Source organism: Bradyrhizobium sp. HKCCYLS20291 (genome assembly GCF_051167715.1).
GTDB lineage: Bacteria > Pseudomonadota > Alphaproteobacteria > Rhizobiales > Xanthobacteraceae > Bradyrhizobium.
Window position 1 is genome coordinate 37814 of the sequence record NZ_JBNPTO010000004.1, and the last position, 18346, is coordinate 56159.

The following is an 18346-nucleotide window of genomic DNA, read 5'->3' on the forward strand; positions in this document are numbered from 1 at the left end:
TCAGCTCTCGATGCGTGCCCAGATCTGCTCGACCGGCACCGGTGGCGAGACGCCGAACACCTCGTCGATCACGCGGCCCAGCGCTTCCGGCGTCTCGATGACCTGCTCGCTCCTGACCTCGCCATCACGGGCCTCGATGACCAGGCGGCGATTGACGAGCTTGTAGCGCGCCTCTGCCGTCAGCCGCTCCAGGATCAGCACCGAGGTGAACGGGGTGAGCGGACTGGTGGAGGTGAACCAGTTGCCGAGCACGTAGTCGGCGTGAATCTGCGGAGCGAGGTCGAACACATACATCATGCGCCAGCCGGTCGGCTGCTTCGCCGCGAGCCAATGCAGCCCGTCGGAGATGGTGAGGCGGAAGGTGCCCATCGCCGTCGCCTGCTCCACGTCCGGCAGCAGACGCAGCGGCGTATCGAGCAGGCAGGAGCCGAAGCCGACATCGGCGAGATAAAGGCCCTCCGGAAGGTCGACCTTGAGCATCATGTGCGTGCGCGGCGTCAGCGGCGCGTCGGCATCGAGCCGCCAGCGCACCCGCGCCGACAGCGGCGTCACCGCAAAGCCGATCGCCTCCAGCGCCGCCTTGAACAGCGCGTTCTGCTCGAAGCAATAGCCGCCGCGGCGGCCGTCGACGATCTTGGCCTGCACCGAAGCGAGATCGATGCTCACGGGGCGGCCGAGCAAGGGATCGATGCCTTCGAACGCGACAGCGTCGACATGCGCCGCCTGCAAGCCGGCCAGCGTCTCGAAGCTCGGCGTCCGCGGCCCGCGATAACCGATGCGCGCGAGATATTTGTCGAGATCGAATTGCTGAGGCATCGCTCCCCTCTCAGTCACTCCCGGAGCCATACCATGCCGGACGGATGGCAGACAGTCGACCGCCCGCATGGACGCCCTGCCCTGCCCTGCCGCTCATTGCACCTGCCTGCTCCAGCGATCGGCGAAGCGGTGCAGCGGGAGAAAGGTCTCCAGCAGTTCGCGTCCGAGCGGCGTCAAACCATAGCCGTCGTCGCCGAGCTGCAGAAAGCCGGCACCGCGCAGCTCGTCCAGCCGGGTCTGCAGCACGGTCGGAGAAGCATCGTCGCAGGCCGCACGCAGCGCGCGCGAGGTGAGCTCGCTTTGGCGCAGCTCCCACAGGATGCGCAGCGACCAGCGCCGGCCGAGCAGATCGAGCAGCGCCATGATCGGCCGGCCCGTGCGCGAGCCACGCGCCCGAAGCGGCTTGGTGGGGCGGGTCATTGAGCAATCTCCCGGGCCTTGCGGATTGCTACGGAAAGTGTAGCATACCGCTACCATATATGTAGCACACCGTCCGGAAGGACGCCATCATGCCACGCATCGCCGCCCTGCAGCCGCCCTACCCGGCCGATGTTCAGGCCCAGTTCGATCAGATCATGCGCGGCGCGCCACCCTTGATGCTGTTCCGCGTCATGGCCGGCCATGCTCGCGCCTGGGACAAATTCCGTAGCGGCAGCCTGCTCGATCGCGGCCCGCTGTCGCTGCGCGAGCGCGAAATCGTCATCGACCGGACCTGCGCCCTCAATTCTTGCGAATATGAATGGGGTGTCCACGTCGCAACCTTTGCATCGGCGGCCGGGCTGACGGCGCAGCAGATCGATGCGACGGTGCTTGGCCGGGCCGATGCGCCATGCTGGTCGAAGCAGGAGCAGGCGCTGATCGCGGCGGTGGACGCGCTGCATGCGCGGGCGAGCCTGGATGAGAACGAGTTTGCCGGGGTGAGCGCCTGCTACGACGACGACCAGGTGCTCGAGATCATCCTGCTGTGCGGCTTCTACCGCACGGTCTCCTGCCTGGCCAACGCGCTTGCGCTCCCGCTGGAGCCAGGCGCGACACGCTTCCCGCGGGCGGCCGAGGCGACCTAGGTGTTCACGCCACCCCGGCCCGCAGCAGGTCGTGCATGTGCAGGATGCCGACGGGCTTTAAGCCATCGGTCACGATCAGCGTCGTGATCTTGGCGGAGTTGAGGATCTCCAGCGCCTCGGAGGCGAGCGCCTCGCGGCGGACGGTGCGCGGGTTGGCGGTCATGATCTCGTCGACCGAGACCGACAACAGGTCGGCCCGCATCTTCCGGCGCAGATCGCCGTCGGTAATGATGCCCGCGACATGGCCGCGGCCGTCGACGATGATGACGCAGCCGAGGCCCTTGGCCGACATCTCGGTCAGCGCATCCGCCATGCCGGTGCCGAGCGGCTTCAGCGGCACCGCATCGCCGGAGCGCATCAGGTCGGAGATATGCTTGAGCATGGCGCCGAGCTTGCCGCCGGGATGGAAGTTGGCGAATTCCAGCGCGGTGAAGCCGCGGCCTTCGAGCAAGGCGATCGCCAGCGCGTCGCCGATCGCGGCCTGCATCAAGGTCGAGGTGGTCGGCGCCAGATTGTGCGGACAGGCCTCGCGCGCCTTCGGCAGCTCCAGCACGATGCGCGCCGCCTGCCCCAGCGACGACTGCGCGTTCGAGGTGATCGCAATCATCGGGATGGCGAAGCGCTTGGTGTAGTTGACCAGCGTCTTCATCTCCGGCTGCTCGCCGGACCACGAGAGCGCGATGACGACGTCGTCCGAGGTGATCATGCCGAGATCGCCGTGGCCGGCCTCGGCGGAGTGAACGAAGAAGGCAGGCGTCCCGGTCGAGGCCAGCGTCGCCGCCATCTTGCGCGCGACGTGGCCCGACTTGCCGAGCCCGGTCAGGATCGCGCGGCCCTTGGCCTGGCGGATCAGTTCGACGGCGGCGGCGAAGGCCGGGCCCAGCGGGCCGCGCAGGGCGGCGGAGATCGCGGCAATGCCGTTGCTGCCGGCGTCCAGCGTGCGCAGCGCCGATTGAATGTCCGCGTTGGCGGGAAGGGCTTGTTGCAACGGCTTCGATCTCGGCATTCGGCTTCCAAGGCTGAGACACTCAGGCGCCGCTCTTTAGCATGGGTAAGGCAGCAACGCGTCATCAACAGCCCATTAACCATATTTGTTTTTACTCCCTTAATGACGGCGTTTGCCGGCGGCGCTCGGCTGCCTGGCGAAATGAATGATTTTGTTGGAGTTTTCAGATCGTGGGGTGGAGGCCTGACAGCGGCCGCGCGGCGCGCGCGCGACGATGGCGCGGTGCCTCCGCGGCATGCCTGCTGCTCGGCGCGCTCGGCCCGGGCGTGGTGCAGGCGCAGACGATCGACGTGTTCCGTCCGATGCGCGACGGCTTTCTCGCTCCGCAGGACTCGCCGCTGCGGCGAACCGCGGTGAGCGGCTTGTCGGACGCCGTGGCGGCCCCCGGCCAGCCCGCCCCTGCCGGCTCCGCCGTGCGCCAGACGCGGGCTCCGCTGCCCGGCGTACCGGCCGCCAGCGGCGCCGCCGACGTCGGCTACGATTCGCTGAACCGGACGCGCAAGAAGCCGAAATACTATCCCGCCCAGGCGCGGCCGAAGCCGCCGCCGGGACCCGGCACGCGTCCCTCCGGCGAGCTGACCGGGCAGTTGCGCCCGACCCTGCCGCCCTCGGCCAGCGCCGCCAGGCCGCCGGTGCCGGCTGCGATCGCGGGGACCGTTCCCGGCCAGCCACCGCGCAAGCGGCTCAGAATCGACGACGACCCGTTCGGCGCGGTCGGCGACTATGTCGGCCCGTTCCTGATCAAGGGCGCGGTGGAGTTGTCGGCCGGCTACGACAGCAACCCGGCCCGGCTCGGCAATCCACGCGGCATGCCGGCCTGGATGGTCGCGCCGGAATTTCTCGCGGTGTCGAACTGGGACCGCCACGCTTTCGTCGCCGACCTGCGCGGCTCGTTCACCGGCTATGGCAGCACCCTGCCCGCCATGATGGACGGCGGCATCAATTCGGCGCCGACCACGCTCGACCGGCCCGACTTCACCGGCCATGTCGACGGCCGCCTCGATATCACGCGCGACACCTCCGTCGGCGCGCAACTGCGGCTGCGCGCGGCGACCGACAATCCCGGCAGCCCGAGCGTGCAGGCGGGCCTCGCGCGCTATCCGATCTACACGACGCTCGGCACCACCTTCGGCGTCGACCAGCGCTTCAACCGCCTGCAGGTCTCTGCCGGCGCCACCGCCGACCGCACAACCTATCAAGAGAGCAAGCTGACCGACGGCACGGTGACGTCGAATGACGACCGTAACTACAACCAGTTCGGCGGCATCGGCCGAGTGTCCTACGAGGTCACGCCCGGGCTGAAGCCGTTCGCGGAGGTCCAGGGCAACACCCGCACCTACGATCTGCGGCTCGACCGCTCCGGCTATCAGCGCGACTCGGCGGGCGGCTACGCCAAGGCCGGCACCTCGTTCGAGTTCACGCGGCTTCTGACCGGCGAGCTCTCGCTCGGCTACGCGACGCGCAGCTACACCGATCCGCGGCTCAACCGGCTGCAGGGATTTTTGACCTCGGCCTCGCTGGTGTGGTCGGTGACGTCGCTGACGACAGCGCGGTTCCTGTCCGACACGCAGGTCGCCGAAACCACGGTCGCCGGCGCTTCCGGCGTGCTGGTGCGCACCTACACGGTGCAGGTCGACCACGACTTCCGGCGCTGGCTGACCGGCATCGGCAAGTTCACCTTCGGCACGCTGGACTATCAGGGCTACAACCGCAACGACCGCACCTATTCGGCCGAAGGCAACCTCGTCTACAAGATGACGCGCGAACTCTGGGTCAAGGGCTCGCTGCGCTATGACAAGCTCGACTCGAACATCACGGGTGCGGGATCGTCGGGCACGGTGGTGATGCTCGGCGTGCGATTGCAGAACTGAGCAGCCGGCGTTACGCGTCACCCGCGACGGTCCAAACAGCCTCCCCGGTGCCCATGACTGCGCCCTCGCCCCCAAGGCGAAGCGAAGCTTCGCTAGGGTGGAAGAGGGCATGTAGGACAGCGCAGCATACTCGGTTGGGTGAGGGGTTCTCTCGACGGGCGTGCTCGCGGAGAGAACCCCTCACCCAACCGAGTATGTGGATCGGCTGGAGATGCCCTCTCCCACAGGGGGAGAGGGCGCTGTATCTAACAGCGCGGAAGGCCTACGCCGCGGTCACCGTCAGATGCGCGCCGTCGGCTTGCACGATCCGCACGCGGCTGCCGGCGGGGGTGTCGGGGCCGGCGACGCGCCACACGGTGTCGTCGATGCGGACGGTGCCGTTGCCGTCGATGATCGGCTTCTCCAGCGTGAACTCGCGCCCCACCAGCGCCGCGGAGCGGCGGTTGAGGAACGGGTTGTCCTGCGACGGCGCCGCGTTGGCGCGCGCCAGCCGCCGCCACAGCGGCACGGCGGCGAGCGAGAACAGCGCGAACAGCAGGATCTGCAGCTGCCATCCCGGCGCGAACGCAAAGGACAGCAGCCCGACCACGAGCGCGGCCAGCCCGAGCCAGATCAGGAACACGCCGGGCGCCAGCAGCTCCAGCGCCATCAGGATGATGCCGAAGATCAGCCAGTTCCAGGTGCCGAGCGTCACGAACATCTCGCTCATGAGATGACCTCCTGCGTCAGGCCTGCGGCGGCACGGGCGGCTTCGGCGGCGTGCCCGCTGATGGCACCGAGCCGCCGCGGCGCGCGGCCGACACGGCCGAGGCGGCACTCTCGCCGAACGTGGCCTTGGCGATCTCGCCGATGCCGGCGAGCGAGCCGAGCATGCCGGTCGCCTCGATCGGCAGCATGATGACCTTCTGGTTCGGTGAGTCCGCGAGCTGGCCGAACGCCTTGATGTATTTGTCGGCGATGAAGTAGTTCAGCGCCGCGACATCGCCCTTGCCGATCGCGTCCGACACCATCTGCGTCGCCTTGGCCTCGGCTTCGGCGGCGCGCTCGCGCGCCTCGGCGTCGAGGAAGGCGGATTGGCGGCGACCTTCGGCCTGCAGGATCTGGCTCTGCTTCGCGCCTTCCGCGCGAAGAATCTCCGACTGCCGCTGGCCCTCGGCCTGCAGGATGTCGGCGCGCTTGACGCGCTCGGCCTTCATCTGCCGGCCCATCGCCTCGACGAGGTCCGCCGGCGGCACGATGTCCTTGATCTCGATGCGGTTGACCTTGAGACCCCATGGCGACACCGCGGCGTCGACGACGCGCAGCAGCCGCTCGTTGATCTCGTCACGATGCGACAGCACCTGGTCGAGATCCATCGCGCCCATCACCGAGCGGATGTTGGTCATGGTCAAGGTGACGATCGCCTGGTTCAGGTTGGCGACCTCGTAGCTCGCTTTCGCCGCATCGAACACCTGGTAGAACGCGACGCCGTCCACCGTGACGGTGGCGTTGTCCTTGGTGATGACCTCCTGCTCGGGGATATCGATCACCTGCTCCATCATGTTGATCTTGCGGCCGATGCGATCGAAGAACGGCACGATGATGTTGAGGCCCGGCGACAGCGTGCGGGTGTATTTGCCGAACCGCTCCACGGTCCAGTCGAACCCCTGCGGCACGGTCTTCACGCCGGAATACAGGGTGAAGATGACCAGCAGCACCAGCGCTATGGCGAAAATGTCGAAACCGCTCATGGATCCTCCAAGGAAGGAGACAGCATCTCCTCACCAGCCTCCGCAGCAATCACAATCTAGGGATTGCTACATGATTTTGTCGGGGGTCCGAAGGTCGCGGTTCAGGAACATATTTTCGCCGGCCGCACGGCCGTTCATCTTGTGCTGACGTGCGGCTTACCTAGACGGCGGCAATACCGCCGGCGGCTCGGAGCCAGCCCGTTACAGCCAGCCCTGCAGCTCGCGCAGCACCAGTTGCCGCAGCACCTCCATGCCCGGGGCGCCGTCGTTCAGGCACGGTACGGCGGAGAATTCCTCGCCGCCATTGTGCTTGAAGATCTCGCAGTTCTCGCCGGAGATCTCCTCCAGCGTCTCCAGGCAGTCCGCCGAGAAGCCCGGCATGACCACGGCGATCCGCTTGACGCCGTCCTTGGCGAGCTTCTCGATGGTCTTGTCGGTGTAGGGCTGCAGCCACTCCGAGAAGCCGAAGCGCGATTGGAACGTCAGCAGCAGCTGGGTGTCGTCCATGCCGATCCGCTTGCGCAGCAGCTCCGTCGTCGCCACGCATTGCTCGCGATACGGATCGCCCTTGTCGACATATTCCTTGGGCATGCCGTGGAACGAGGCGACGATCAACTCGGGCTTGTACGGCAGCGTCTTGAGGTGATCCTCGATCGAGACCGCCAGCGCCTCGATGTAGAAATCGTCATTGTAATACGGCGGCGTTACCCGGATGGTCGGCTGCGCGCGCATCTCGGTCAGCACGCGGAACGCCTCGTCGCAGACGGTCGCCGAGGTCGCGGCGGAGTATTGCGGATAGAGCGGCACCACCAGGATGCGATCGCACCCCTTCGCCTTCAGTCCGTCGATCCCGGCCTTCATCGACGGATTGCCATAGCGCATCGCCCAGTCGACGATGACATGGCTGCGGTCGGCGATGGCAGCCGCGAGCTTCTCGCTCTGCGCCCGCGTGATCGTCTTCAGCGGCGATTCGTTCTTCTCATTGTTCCAGATCGACTGGTAGTCCTTGGCCTTCTTGCGCGGCCGGACGTTGAGGATGATGCCGTTGAGGATGATCTTCCACAGCAGGCCCTGGTCCTCGATCACGCGGCGGTCGGACAGGAATTCCTTCAGGTAGACGCGCACGCCGGCCGCGTCGGCGGTGTCGGGCGTTCCCAGATTGACCAGCAGCACACCGACGCGCGACGTGGGCGCGACCGGCAACGGCTTGGCATCGAGAACCTTGGCATCAAGAGCCTTGGCATCGACAGGCCTGGCATTGTCGAGAGAGATGGCGGCGGTCATGATGCCCGTGACTGGTGAAGGGCGTGGCTTGGCGGCTTGTTTCGACATTGTCAAGATAAGGGCCATTTCACCGATGTCATCGGGCCGGAGGAGCCATGACGATTGCAGAACTGTGCATTTTCGCCAGCGTAATGCTCTACCTCTTAACGATCGCGCCGGCGAAATGGATCAACGTCGACGGCGCCGGCCGCTTCGACAACGCCCGGCCCCGCGATCCCGCCTTTTATCAAGGCGGCCTCCGCGAACGGGCGCTGGGTGCCCACCAGAACGGCATCGAGGCCTTCCCGTTCTTCGCCGCGGCGGTCCTGCTGGCCGAGTTCCGCGCGGCGCCACAGAACCTGATCAACGAGCTGTCGGTGCTGTTCGTGATCGTGCGCATCGCCTACGTCCTGACTTACATCGGCGACCGCCCGTCGCTGCGCTCGATCCTGTGGGCCATCGGGTTCCTGATCACGGTCGGGATTTTCTTCCTCCCCCTGTTGCGCGGCTACCTGCCGGCTTGAGCAGACATGTCTCGGCACGTGAGGGACGTCACATCCCTGTCTGCGCGGAGATGCTAACCAAGACCGCTGAAGCTCCCTGTCTGTACGCTTTTCGTTGCCCTTTTGATCCGGTCAGCTACGGCCTGTTGATTGGATTTGGCGGCGAAATTTCCTATAGGGCGGGGTGAATTGCCGCGGCGCGATGGCGCCGCCAGAGGGATCGCGATGACTTTGACCAGCTCGGCCTCCGCGCGCGCGCCGCGCGACCCGGGAAATTACCAGACCGCCCTGCAGTCGACGGTGCGGGCGGCGGCGGACTGGCTGATCGCCAACCAGAAGCCCGACGGCCATTGGGTCGGCCGCGCCGAATCCAACGCCTGCATGGAGGCGCAATGGTGCCTCGCGCTGTGGTTCCTGGGGCTCGAGGACCATCCGTTGCGCCAGCGCCTGGGCCAGTCGCTGCTCGACACCCAGCGCCCCGACGGCGCCTGGCAGGTCTATTTCGGCGCGCCCAATGGCGACATCAACGCGACCGTCGAGGGCTACGCCGCGCTTCGCTCGCTCGGTTTCCGCGACGACGAGCCGGCGGTGCGCCGCGCCCGCGAATGGATCGAGGCCAAGGGCGGCCTGCGCAACATCCGCGTCTTCACCCGCTACTGGCTGGCGCTGATCGGCGAATGGCCGTGGGAGAAGACGCCGAACATCCCGCCCGAGGTGATCTGGTTTCCGCTGTGGTTTCCGTTCTCGATATACAATTTCGCGCAATGGGCGCGCGCCACTTTGATGCCGATCGCGGTGCTGTCGACGCGGCGGCCGAGCCGGCCGCTGCCGCCGGAGAACCGGCTCGACGCGCTGTTTCCGCGCGGGCGCGATGCGTTCGACTATGAGCTGCCGGTCAAGGCCAATGCCGGCGGCTGGGACAAGTTCTTCCGCGGCGCCGACAAGGTGCTGCACGCCCTGCAGAACCTCGGCAACAGGCTCAATCTCGGCCTGTTCCGCCCCGCAGCGACCAGCCGCGTGCTGGAATGGATGATCCGCCACCAGGATTTCGACGGCGCCTGGGGCGGCATCCAGCCACCCTGGATCTACGGCCTGATGGCGCTCTACACCGAAGGCTATCCGCTCAATCATCCCGTGCTCGCCAAGGGCCTCGAGGCGCTGAACGATCCCGGCTGGCGCGTCGACGTCGGTGACGCCACCTTCATCCAGGCCACCAACAGCCCGGTGTGGGACACCATCCTCACCCTGCTCGCCTTCGACGATTCCGGCGTGCTCGGCGACTATCCGGACGCGGTCGACAAGGCCGTCAACTGGGTGCTCGACCGCCAGGTGCTCGTGCCCGGCGACTGGTCGATGAAGCTGCCGCACGTCAAGCCGGGCGGCTGGGCGTTCGAATACGCCAACAACTACTACCCCGACACGGACGACACCGCGGTCGCGCTGATCGCGCTGGCGCCGCTGCGCCATGACCCGAAGTGGAAAGCCAAGGGCATCGACGAGGCCATTCAGCTTGGCGTCGACTGGCTGATCGGCATGCAGAGCCAGGGCGGCGGCTGGGGCGCGTTCGACAAGGACAACAACCAGCAGATCCTGACCAAGATCCCGTTCTGCGACTACGGCGAGGCGCTCGATCCGCCCTCGGTCGATGTGACCGCGCACATCGTCGAAGCGTTCGGCAAGCTCGGCATCTCCCGCAATCATCCCGCCATGGTGCGCGCGCTGGACTATATCCGGCGCGAGCAGGAACCGAGCGGCCCGTGGTTCGGCCGCTGGGGCGTCAACTACGTCTACGGCACCGCCGCGGTGCTGCCGGCGCTGGCCGCGATCGGCGAGGACATGACCCAGCCCTATATCATCAGCGCCTGCGATTGGCTGGTTGCCCATCAGCAGGCCGACGGCGGCTGGGGCGAGAGCTGCGCCTCCTACATGGACATCAGCGCGGTCGGCCGCGGCACGACGACCGCGTCGCAGACGGCGTGGGCGTTGATGGCGCTGCTCGCGGCCAATCGTCCTGATGACAAGGACGCGATCGAACGCGGCTGCATGTGGCTGGTCGAGCGCCAGTCCGCTGGCACCTGGGACGAGCCCGAATTCACCGGCACCGGCTTCCCCGGCTACGGCGTCGGCCAGACCATCAAGCTGAACGATCCCGCTCTTCAGGAGCGGCTGATGCAGGGCCCCGAACTGTCCCGCGCATTCATGCTGCGTTATGGCATGTACCGCCATTATTTCCCGCTGATGGCGCTGGGACGCGCGCTGCGGCCGCAGGGGCATGGGTAGCGGCGAGCGGTGACACCGCTACGTCGTAATAATCACCTCCGCGCGGTGCCAGTTAATGCGCCTCGCCCCTTGTGGGAGAGGGCATGTAGGAAAGCGCCGCAAACGCGGTTGGGTGAGGGGTATGCCTCAGCGAGCAAGACTCGTGGAAAGATACCCCTCACCCAACCGCGTTTGCCGCTCTGTCCTACATGCCCTCTCCCACAAGGGGCGAGGGCGCTGTATCGCGCAGCGTATTTGCTGCGACAGTGAATAGGTCTTCAGAAGCAGGTCGTGCGTTCCGCCGCCATGTAGCCGAGCAGCAATCCCACGCCGAACAACAGCACCAGGCCCGCCGCGCCGAATTCCAGGCCGCGCATGATCAGGGCGCCGCCGCCGTCGCGGCCGGCGCTGAGGCGGCGGGCGATGTCCTTGGCGGCGACGGCGAGCACAGCAATGGTCGCGACGGTGATCGCTGTGCCGATGCCCATCACGATGGTGGCGGCGACGCCGGCCCAGAACAGGCCCTGCGCCAGCGCGAACACCAGCACCAGGATGGCGCCCGAGCACGGGCGGATGCCGGCGGCGAAGATCGCCTGAAACCCGCGCTGCCAGCCGCCGGGGCCGGCGAGTTCGCTCGGCGCCGGGCCGTGGGAGTGGCCGCAGCCGCAATCGTCGCCATGGACGTGATCGTGATGCACATGGTCATGATCGGCATGACCGTGCGCCGCCGCCTGCGCGTGAGCGTGGTGATGATCATGACCGTGGTGATCGTGGCCGTGGTCATGGCCATGATGGTGATCATGACCATGATGATCATGAAGCCCACGGTGCTGATGATCATGTGCATGGCCATGATCATGTGCTGATGGCGCAACCGCGCCCGCCGACGGCGCGCCGGCCAGCGCGAGCGCCGGCGCCGCCGGCTGCCACGTGCGCAGGAACGCCGCGCCCTTGACCCAGACCAGCCGCGCGCCGAGCAGCGCGATCAGGCCGTAGCTTGCGATCTCCACCACCTTCTCGGCGCTGCACATGCTGGCCGCCGTCGCGTTGAGCAGCACGGCGCCGATGCCGACGATGGCCACCGCCACCAGCGCCTGCATCAGGCCCGAGGCGAACGACAGCACGATGCCGCGCTTCGCCGTCTCCTGGTTGGCGACGAGATAGGACGCGATCACCGCCTTGCCGTGTCCAGGACCGGCCGCATGGAAGATGCCGTAGGCGAACGAGATCGCCAGCAACCACCACACCGCCGAGCCGTCCTCCTTCGCGGCGCGGATCGCGCCCGACATCTGGCGGTAGAACTCGGACTGCTTGGCCAGGATCCAACCGACGATGCCTCCGACCTGCGGCTCGGCCGGCGCGCCGAACGGCGACTTGGCGAACAGGGCATGGGAGGCAGCGTCGGCCGCAACCAGCGTTGCGAGGATCGCGGCGCAGATCAGGAGCGGCCGGGCCGAGTTGGGGCGACGCGTCATCATGGGCAGTCCACCGAGATCTTGTTGGCGAAGTTCATCCCGAAATTGGCGTTCGCCCCGCCGCTCAGGAATGTCTGCTCGTTCATCGTCTGCGCGACGGAGCCGCCGTCGTTCGGTCTGACCAGGCCGAACTTGCAGCCCTGGGGAGCGCTGACCAGCTTGACGGGGTCTTTCTCCGCCATCTGAAAATCGATGAAGTAGCTCGGATCGTAGACCTCGACCTGGAGCTCCCTGGGCTTCACCGGCGCCTTCAGCGGCAAGGTGAAGTGCAAGGTCAGCTTGGTGTCCTTGTATTCGAGATAATAATCGACGGGATCGACCAGCTTCTGCTTGCGGCCGTCGGCCTTGACGAAGGTGAAGTAGGCATATTCCTTCAGCGACTCGGCGTTGGTCTGCGCCAGCGGCGCCAGCTCCTCACGGGTGTAGACGCCCTTCTGCTTGGTCTCGAGACCCTGCAGCGCGTAGGTCGCGAACATGTCGTCGAACGTCCAGGCATGGCGCACGCCGGTCAGCGAGCCGTCGGCCGCGTAGAGCAGCTCGCTGGTTGCGGTGACCCAGACATGCGGATGGGCGTGGGCTGCGCCGGCGCCGAGCATCAGCGCGAGCACAGCAAGAACGGTCCTGAGCATCCTCACCGCGTCACGCCGCCTTTCAAGCCGCCTTGGGAACGTCGAGCAGGCCGCGCCGGCGGAGCAGCGCGTCGGGCTCGGGCTCGCGGCCGCGGAACGCGACATAGGCCGCTTCCGGATCGAGCGAGCCGCCCGAGGAGTAGACGTTGTCGTGGAGCCGCTTGGCGACGGCGGGATCGAAGATGTTGCCGGCTTCCTCGAAGGCCCCGAAGGCATCCGCATCCATCACCTCCGACCACATGTAGCTGTAGTAGCCCGCCGCATAGTGGTCTCCCGAGAAGATGTGGCCGAATTGGGTCGGCCGGTGGCGCAGCGCGATCTCCTGGGGCATGCCGATCTTCTCCAGCTCGGCCTTCTCGAACGCACGCACATCCTTGGACGCAGACGCCGGCTGGGTGTGGAATTCGAGATCGATCAGCGCCGAGGAGACGAACTCGACGGTGGCAAAGCCCTGGTTGAAGCGGCGCGCCGCCAGGAAGCGCTCGAGCAGATCCTGCGGCAGCGGCTCGCCGGTCTGGTAATGCCGCGCGAAGGTCTGCAGCACCTCGGGACGCTCCTGCCAGTGCTCGTAGAGCTGCGACGGCAGCTCGACGAAGTCGGTGAACACCGACGTGCCCGACAGCGAGGGGTAGGTCACGTTGGAGAGGATGCCGTGCAGGCCGTGGCCGAACTCGTGGAACAGGGTGCGAGCGTCATCCGGCGACAGCAGCGAGGGCTGGCCGTCGGCGCCCTTGGCGAAGTTGCAGACGTTGATGATCAGCGGCGCGGTGTCGCCGTCGAGCTTCTGCTGGTCGCGCAGCGAGGTCATCCAGGCGCCGGAGCGCTTCGAGGGACGGGCGAAGTAGTCGCCGTAGAACAGCGCCTTGTGGCTGCCGTCGGCGGCCTTGATCTCCCAGACGCGCACGTCCGGATGCCAGACCGGGATGTCCTTGCGCTCGGCGAAGGTGATGCCGAACAGGCGCGTCGCGCAGTCGAACGCGGCCGCGACCATGTGGTCGAGCGAAAGATACGGCTTGATCGACGCGTCGTCGAAGTTGGCCTTCGCCTGGCGCAGCTTCTCGGCGTAGTAGCGCCAGTCCCAGGCCGCGAGCTTGAAGTTGCCGCCCTCCGCCGTGATCATCTCCTGCAGCTGGTCGCGGTCGGCCAGCGCCTTGGCGCGCGCCGGCTTCCACACCCGCTCCAGGAGGCCACGCACCGCCTCCGGCGTCTTCGCCATGGAGTCCTCCAGGCGATAGGCCGCGAAGTTCGGGAAGCCCATGATCTGGGCGGCTTCCTCGCGCAGCCTGAGGATGTCGCCGATCACGGCGTTGTTGTCGTTGGCATTGCCATTGTCGCCGCGCGCGGTGAAGGCCTTGAACACCTTCTCGCGCAGGTCGCGTCGGGCGGAGCTCTGCAGAAACGGCTCGACCGAAGAGCGCGACAGGGTCACGATCGCCTTGCCGGGCTTGCCGCGCTCCTCGGCGGCTGCCTTGGCGGCGGCGACGAAGCTGTCGGACAGGCCGGCGCGGTCATCCTCGCCGAGCTCCAGGAACCAGTCCTGCTCGTCGCCGAGCACGTGATGGCTGAAGGTGGTGCCGAGCTGGGCGAGCTGCTCGTTGATCTCGGCCATGCGCGCCTTGGCCTCGTCCTTGAGGCCGGCGCCGGCGCGGTGGAAGCGGGTGTAGGTGCGCTCGAGCAGCCGCTGCTCCTCGCCCGTGAGCTTGAGCGTCTTGCGGTTGTCGTGCAGCAGCGCGATGCGGCCAAACAGCACGGCGTTCATCATGATCGGGTTCCAGTGCCGCGCCATCCGCAGCGACACCTCCTTGTCGATCTCCAGGATCGCCGGGTTGGAATGCGCCGAGACCAGATCGTAGAACACGGCCGCGACCTTCGACAGCAGCTTGCCCGAGCGCTCCAGCGCCGTGATGGTATTGGCGAAGTCGGGCTCCGCCGGATCGTGGGTAATCGCGGTGATTTCGGCGGTGTGATCGGCGAAAGCGCGCTCGAAGGCCGGCAGGAAGTGCTCGGGCCTGATCGCGTCGAAGGGCGGTGTCTGGTGCGGGGTCTCCCAGGCTCCGAGCAGCGGATTGCTCTGGGCGTCGATCGAGGCGGTCGTATCGGACATCGGCTCTTGCTCTCCGGATCAAACAGGCGCCCCTCTTACCACGGAGAGGGTCCTTTTTGGGTCATTTCCCCTTGAAGACCGGGACCATTTCGGAGAGATTGCGCCCCTCAAAAGGACCCGGACCATGAGCGCAGACAACACCTCGAAGCCCGCCCGCCAGATCGCCTGGCAGACCGTGATCACCGTGGTCTCGGCGGCGATCCTGATCGGCGCGGAAGTGTTCGGCGCGGCCTTCGCCGGCGGCTGGGCGCTGGCTATCCTGTTCGGGCTCGGCGACCAGGGCGCACACATCCTGCAGGCCGTGCTGTTCGCGCTCGGCGTGTTCGTGATGATTGGCTTCATCCGCGGCGCACAGCGCGTCGAGCCGTTCACCAAGCGCGCCTGAGTCGCAGGAAACACTGTCCTGCAAGCGTGAAAGCGTTACGAAAGTTTAAGCTCGCTTAACGTTCGTTCAGCTCGCCGCAGCGCTCGGTGTGTCGCGTAAGCACAGATTAGGGAAATCTTTCCCGGCGCCGAAAAATTCCTTGCGAACGAAATTCAAAACGCATATTTCCCGTTCTGCCCAATTTCGCACGTGCCTGTGGTCGTGTGTCAGTCGGTAGGTATCCGGACAAGAGGCCGGACAGCCGCCAAGGGATGAGGAACCGAGGGGCCCTCGGATCGTTGCGATCAAGATCAGTTCGATCGAGATCGTCATGCTCCAAGAGCCCAGCATCTCTCTCAAGAGATGCCGCTGAAGGTCACCTCACCTCTTGCAACCGTGACTGGCAGCCGGAGGCGAACCGGCGCACCCCGCTCTCAACGGGGGACGCGACTTAAAGCAACGACGGATCGGGCTTTTTTGGTCTCTACCGGCAGTCCAAAGCCGGCGCGGGCTACTGAAAAGGCTTGTCCTTCATTGCCAGGTGTGCGGGCGGGAAATTCCCAACCAATCCACGGCAGCACAATTCGGCTACGGGTTCGAGGTCTTGTCGCCTTTCCATCGGGCGGCGAGGCCAAGGCACCCGTGTCGGGATCATTTTGAACGGGCCACGTCGCAAACGGGCCGTTTGGAGGGTGCTATGACCGAACGTATCCGGGAATTCCTGCGCAACCGCCGCGAGGAAGGTCTGGACCACGAGCCCTGTCTCGTCGTCGACCTCGACATCGTGCGCGACAACTACATGAGCTTCGCTCGGGCGTTGCCGGACAGCCGCGTGTTCTATGCGGTCAAGGCCAACCCGGCGCCTGAGGTGCTGTCGCTGCTCGCCTCGCTCGGCTCGTCGTTCGACACGGCGACTGTGGCCGAGATCGAGATGGCGCTGGCCGCCGGTGCGACGCCGGATCGCATCTCGTATGGCAACACCATCAAGAAGGAGCGCGACATCGCGCGCGCCTACACGCTCGGCATTCGCCTGTTCGCGGTCGACTGCGCCGCTGAGGTCGAGAAGATCGCGCGCGTGGCGCCCGGTGCGAAGGTGTTCTGCCGCATCCTGTACGATTGCGCCGGCGCCGAGTGGCCGCTGTCGCGCAAGTTCGGCTGCGATCCGGAGATGGCGGTCGAGGTGCTGGACCTGGCGAAGCGCCTGGGGCTGGAGCCGTGCGGCATCTCGTTCCATGTCGGCTCGCAGCAGCGCAAGGTGAAGGCGTGGGACCGCGCGCTGGCGATGGCCTCGACCGTGTTCCGCGACTGCGCCGAGCGCGGCATCAACCTGACCATGGTGAACATGGGCGGGGGCTTCCCGACCAAGTACCTGAAGGACGTGCCGCCGGTCGTGCAGTACGGCCGCTCGATCTTCCGTGCGCTGCGCAAGCATTTCGGCAACCAGATCCCGGAGACGATCATCGAGCCGGGCCGCGGCATGGTCGGCAATGCCGGGATCATCGAGTCGGAAGTGGTGCTGATCTCGAAGAAGAGCGACGAGGACGAGCTGCGCTGGGTCTACCTCGACATCGGCAAGTTCGGCGGCCTCGCCGAGACGATGGACGAGTCGATCCGCTACGCCATCCGCACCCCGCATGACGGCGCGGACATGACCCCGTGCGTGCTCGCCGGCCCGACCTGCGATTCGGCCGACGTGATGTACGAGAAGCTGCCGTATCCGCTGCCGGTGACGCTCTCGATCGGCGACAAGGTGCTGATCGAGGGGACCGGGGCGTATACCTCGACCTACTCGTCGGTGGCCTTCAACGGCATCCCGCCGCTGAAGACCTATCACATCTGATCCGGCCTGCTGCCTCACCGCGGTGAGGCGATCAGAAGCCCGGGTGGTCAACCCACCCCGACCCTTCCCCGCTTGCGGGGAAGGGAGCGATCCACCGTCATCTTCAATCTGACATCACGTGTTTGCGCGCGGCCGAAGGCCCGTGGCGCAGGCCGGGGACTGACGTGCCATGACCGCTTTTCGCATCCCGATGACTGCGCCTGTTCGGACTGCTGCTCCGTTCGTGATCCGTGCGGAACGAGCCTCCGACGTGACGGCGCGCGAGACGCTGCTCGACGTGTGCTTTGGCGACAACCGCCATGAGCGCACCTGCCAGCGCCTGCGCAACGGACGCGCGCCCGCCGCAGGCCTTGCCCTGTCGGCGGTGCGCGGCGGCGCCCTCGTGGGAACGCTGCGGCTGTGGCACGTCAGCGCCGGCGGACGCGACGCGCTGATGCTCGGGCCGCTGGCGGTCGACGCCGAGGCGCGCAGCCTTGGCGTCGGCGCTGCGCTGATGAATGCCGCGCTGATGATCGCGGCGTCGCGCGGCCATGGCGCGGTGGTCCTGCTCGGCGATGCGCCCTATTACGCCCGGTTCGGCTTCGAGGCCGCCAAGGCGTCACAGCTCGAGCTGCCCGGTACATTCGAGCGCGCGCGCCTGCTCGGCCTCGAGCTGGTCGATGGCGCGCTGGATGGCGCGTCCGGCATGATCGTCGCCACCGGCGCGCCGGAGCGGAAGGTCCGCCGCGCGCGCCGCGAGCGGCCGTTGCCATGCGCGGCGTGAGCGCCAGGGCGGCAGCAGAGCCGCGGCGGCGAACGTGGCTTCCGACGCTGGTGCTGATCCTGCTCGGCATCATGATCGTCCGCGACATCGTGATCAGGCGCTGGAACAGCCCGCCGCCGGGCGGATCCGACGTCACGCGGCTGCGTTAGGCATGCCGGAACTGCGCGCCGCGGCCGCCCCGCCAGGGGTTGCGCAGGTGCAGCAAAAGCTCTTTAACCGCCGAAAATCCCCCGACGAGGTCGCAAAATGCCCCGCCGTTTGATCTCTACCGGATCACCGTTTGAGAAGACCGCCGGCTACAGCCGCGCGGTCATCGACGGCGATTTCGCCTTCGTCGCCGGGACCACCGGCTACGACTACAGCACCATGACGATGCCGGCCGATGTCACGAGCCAGTCACGTAACTGCTTCAAGACCATTGCCGCCGCCCTGCAGGAGGGCGGCTTCGAGATGGCCGACATCGTCCGCGCGACCTACTACCTGACCGACGTCAACGACGCCGATGCGCATTTCGCCGTCTGCGGCGAGGTGCTCGGCGACATCCGCCCGGCCGCCACGCTGCTGGTCGTCGCGGCGCTGCTCAAGCCCGAGATGAAGGTCGAGATCGAAGTCACCGCCAAGCGCCGCAGCCCATAAACGCTGCGCCCCCCTCAACGAAC

The 18346-nt window shown here is 66.8% G+C and carries 18 protein-coding genes; 9 read left to right on the forward strand and 9 right to left on the reverse strand.

The features are described from left to right. The gene (locus tag ACQR07_RS10990) at window positions 1–816 is read right to left on the reverse strand and encodes an arylamine N-acetyltransferase family protein (protein ID WP_434902326.1); all 816 of its coding nucleotides are present in this window, start codon (window positions 814–816) and stop codon (window positions 1–3) included. Window positions 817–909: 93 nt separating this feature from the next. Continuing rightward, window positions 910–1236, reverse strand: a complete 327-nt coding sequence (locus ACQR07_RS10995; protein WP_434902327.1) for a winged helix-turn-helix transcriptional regulator — start codon at window positions 1234–1236, stop codon at window positions 910–912. Between the two features lie 89 nt (window positions 1237–1325). Between ACQR07_RS10995 and ACQR07_RS11000 the strand changes: the two genes are divergently transcribed. Next, window positions 1326–1880 carry a carboxymuconolactone decarboxylase family protein gene (locus ACQR07_RS11000; protein ID WP_434902328.1) on the forward strand — a complete coding sequence of 185 codons (555 nt, stop codon included), beginning with the start codon at window positions 1326–1328 and terminating at the stop codon, window positions 1878–1880. 4 nt (window positions 1881–1884) lie between these two features. Here ACQR07_RS11000 and ACQR07_RS11005 read toward each other — a convergent pair whose 3' ends face one another. After that, complete coding sequence (locus ACQR07_RS11005) at window positions 1885–2886, reverse strand: KpsF/GutQ family sugar-phosphate isomerase (protein ID WP_434869245.1); 1002 nt, start codon at window positions 2884–2886, stop codon at window positions 1885–1887. Between the two features lie 170 nt (window positions 2887–3056). Here ACQR07_RS11005 and ACQR07_RS11010 point away from each other — a divergent pair, with 170 nt between their 5' ends. Then, window positions 3057–4757 (forward strand): outer membrane beta-barrel protein, encoded by a 1701-nt coding sequence (locus tag ACQR07_RS11010; protein ID WP_434902329.1) that lies wholly within the window; start codon window positions 3057–3059, stop codon window positions 4755–4757. 262 nt (window positions 4758–5019) lie between these two features. Here the strand turns inward: ACQR07_RS11010 and ACQR07_RS11015 are convergent, their stop codons facing one another. From ACQR07_RS11015 to hemH, 3 genes are all read right to left on the reverse strand, one after another. Then, window positions 5020–5466, reverse strand: a complete 447-nt coding sequence (locus ACQR07_RS11015; protein WP_434902330.1) for an NfeD family protein — start codon at window positions 5464–5466, stop codon at window positions 5020–5022. Between the two features lie 16 nt (window positions 5467–5482). After that, on the reverse strand, window positions 5483–6487 hold the full coding sequence (locus ACQR07_RS11020; RefSeq protein ID WP_434902331.1) for an SPFH domain-containing protein: 1005 nt from the start codon (window positions 6485–6487) through the stop codon (window positions 5483–5485). A 201-nt stretch (window positions 6488–6688) separates the two neighbouring features. Further along, a complete protein-coding gene (hemH, locus tag ACQR07_RS11025) occupies window positions 6689–7771 on the reverse strand; it encodes a ferrochelatase (RefSeq protein WP_434902332.1) in 1083 nt (360 codons plus the stop codon). A gap of 95 nt (window positions 7772–7866) precedes the next feature. On the opposite strand from hemH, the gene ACQR07_RS11030 reads away from it, so the two are divergent. Both ACQR07_RS11030 and shc read left to right on the forward strand, forming a co-directional pair. Then, window positions 7867–8274: an MAPEG family protein gene (locus ACQR07_RS11030; protein ID WP_434902333.1), complete on the forward strand. Its 408-nt coding sequence runs from the start codon at window positions 7867–7869 to the stop codon at window positions 8272–8274. 204 nt (window positions 8275–8478) lie between these two features. Beyond that, complete coding sequence (gene shc / locus ACQR07_RS11035; RefSeq protein ID WP_434902334.1) at window positions 8479–10533, forward strand: squalene--hopene cyclase; 2055 nt, start codon at window positions 8479–8481, stop codon at window positions 10531–10533. Window positions 10534–10790: 257 nt separating this feature from the next. Here shc and ACQR07_RS11040 read toward each other — a convergent pair whose 3' ends face one another. From ACQR07_RS11040 to ACQR07_RS11050, 3 genes are read right to left on the reverse strand one after another with little or no spacing between them, the layout of a single operon-like run. Further along, window positions 10791–11987, reverse strand: coding sequence for a nickel/cobalt transporter (locus ACQR07_RS11040; RefSeq protein WP_434902664.1), 1197 nt, complete (start codon window positions 11985–11987; stop codon window positions 10791–10793). After that, window positions 11987–12616 (reverse strand): DUF1007 family protein, encoded by a 630-nt coding sequence (locus ACQR07_RS11045; RefSeq protein ID WP_434902335.1) that lies wholly within the window; start codon window positions 12614–12616, stop codon window positions 11987–11989. Before ACQR07_RS11045 ends, ACQR07_RS11040 begins: the two co-directional genes overlap by 1 nt. A 22-nt stretch (window positions 12617–12638) precedes the next feature. Then, window positions 12639–14720 (reverse strand): M3 family metallopeptidase, encoded by a 2082-nt coding sequence (locus tag ACQR07_RS11050; protein ID WP_434902336.1) that lies wholly within the window; start codon window positions 14718–14720, stop codon window positions 12639–12641. Window positions 14721–14844: 124 nt separating this feature from the next. On the opposite strand from ACQR07_RS11050, the gene ACQR07_RS11055 reads away from it, so the two are divergent. The 5 genes from ACQR07_RS11055 to ACQR07_RS11075 all read left to right on the forward strand — a co-directional run bounded on the left by ACQR07_RS11055 (window position 14845) and on the right by ACQR07_RS11075 (window position 18323). Further along, window positions 14845–15105, forward strand: coding sequence for a hypothetical protein (locus ACQR07_RS11055; protein WP_434902337.1), 261 nt, complete (start codon window positions 14845–14847; stop codon window positions 15103–15105). 676 nt (window positions 15106–15781) lie between these two features. Further along, window positions 15782–16924, forward strand: coding sequence for a type III PLP-dependent enzyme (locus tag ACQR07_RS11060; RefSeq protein WP_434902338.1), 1143 nt, complete (start codon window positions 15782–15784; stop codon window positions 16922–16924). A gap of 169 nt (window positions 16925–17093) precedes the next feature. Then, window positions 17094–17687: a GNAT family N-acetyltransferase gene (locus tag ACQR07_RS11065; RefSeq protein ID WP_434902339.1), complete on the forward strand. Its 594-nt coding sequence runs from the start codon at window positions 17094–17096 to the stop codon at window positions 17685–17687. Then, a complete protein-coding gene (locus tag ACQR07_RS11070; RefSeq protein WP_434902340.1) occupies window positions 17675–17836 on the forward strand; it encodes a hypothetical protein in 162 nt (53 codons plus the stop codon). Before ACQR07_RS11065 ends, ACQR07_RS11070 begins: the two co-directional genes overlap by 13 nt. Before the next feature lie 97 nt (window positions 17837–17933). Continuing rightward, window positions 17934–18323: a RidA family protein gene (locus ACQR07_RS11075; protein WP_434902341.1), complete on the forward strand. Its 390-nt coding sequence runs from the start codon at window positions 17934–17936 to the stop codon at window positions 18321–18323. Window positions 18324–18346 lie beyond the last annotated feature (23 nt).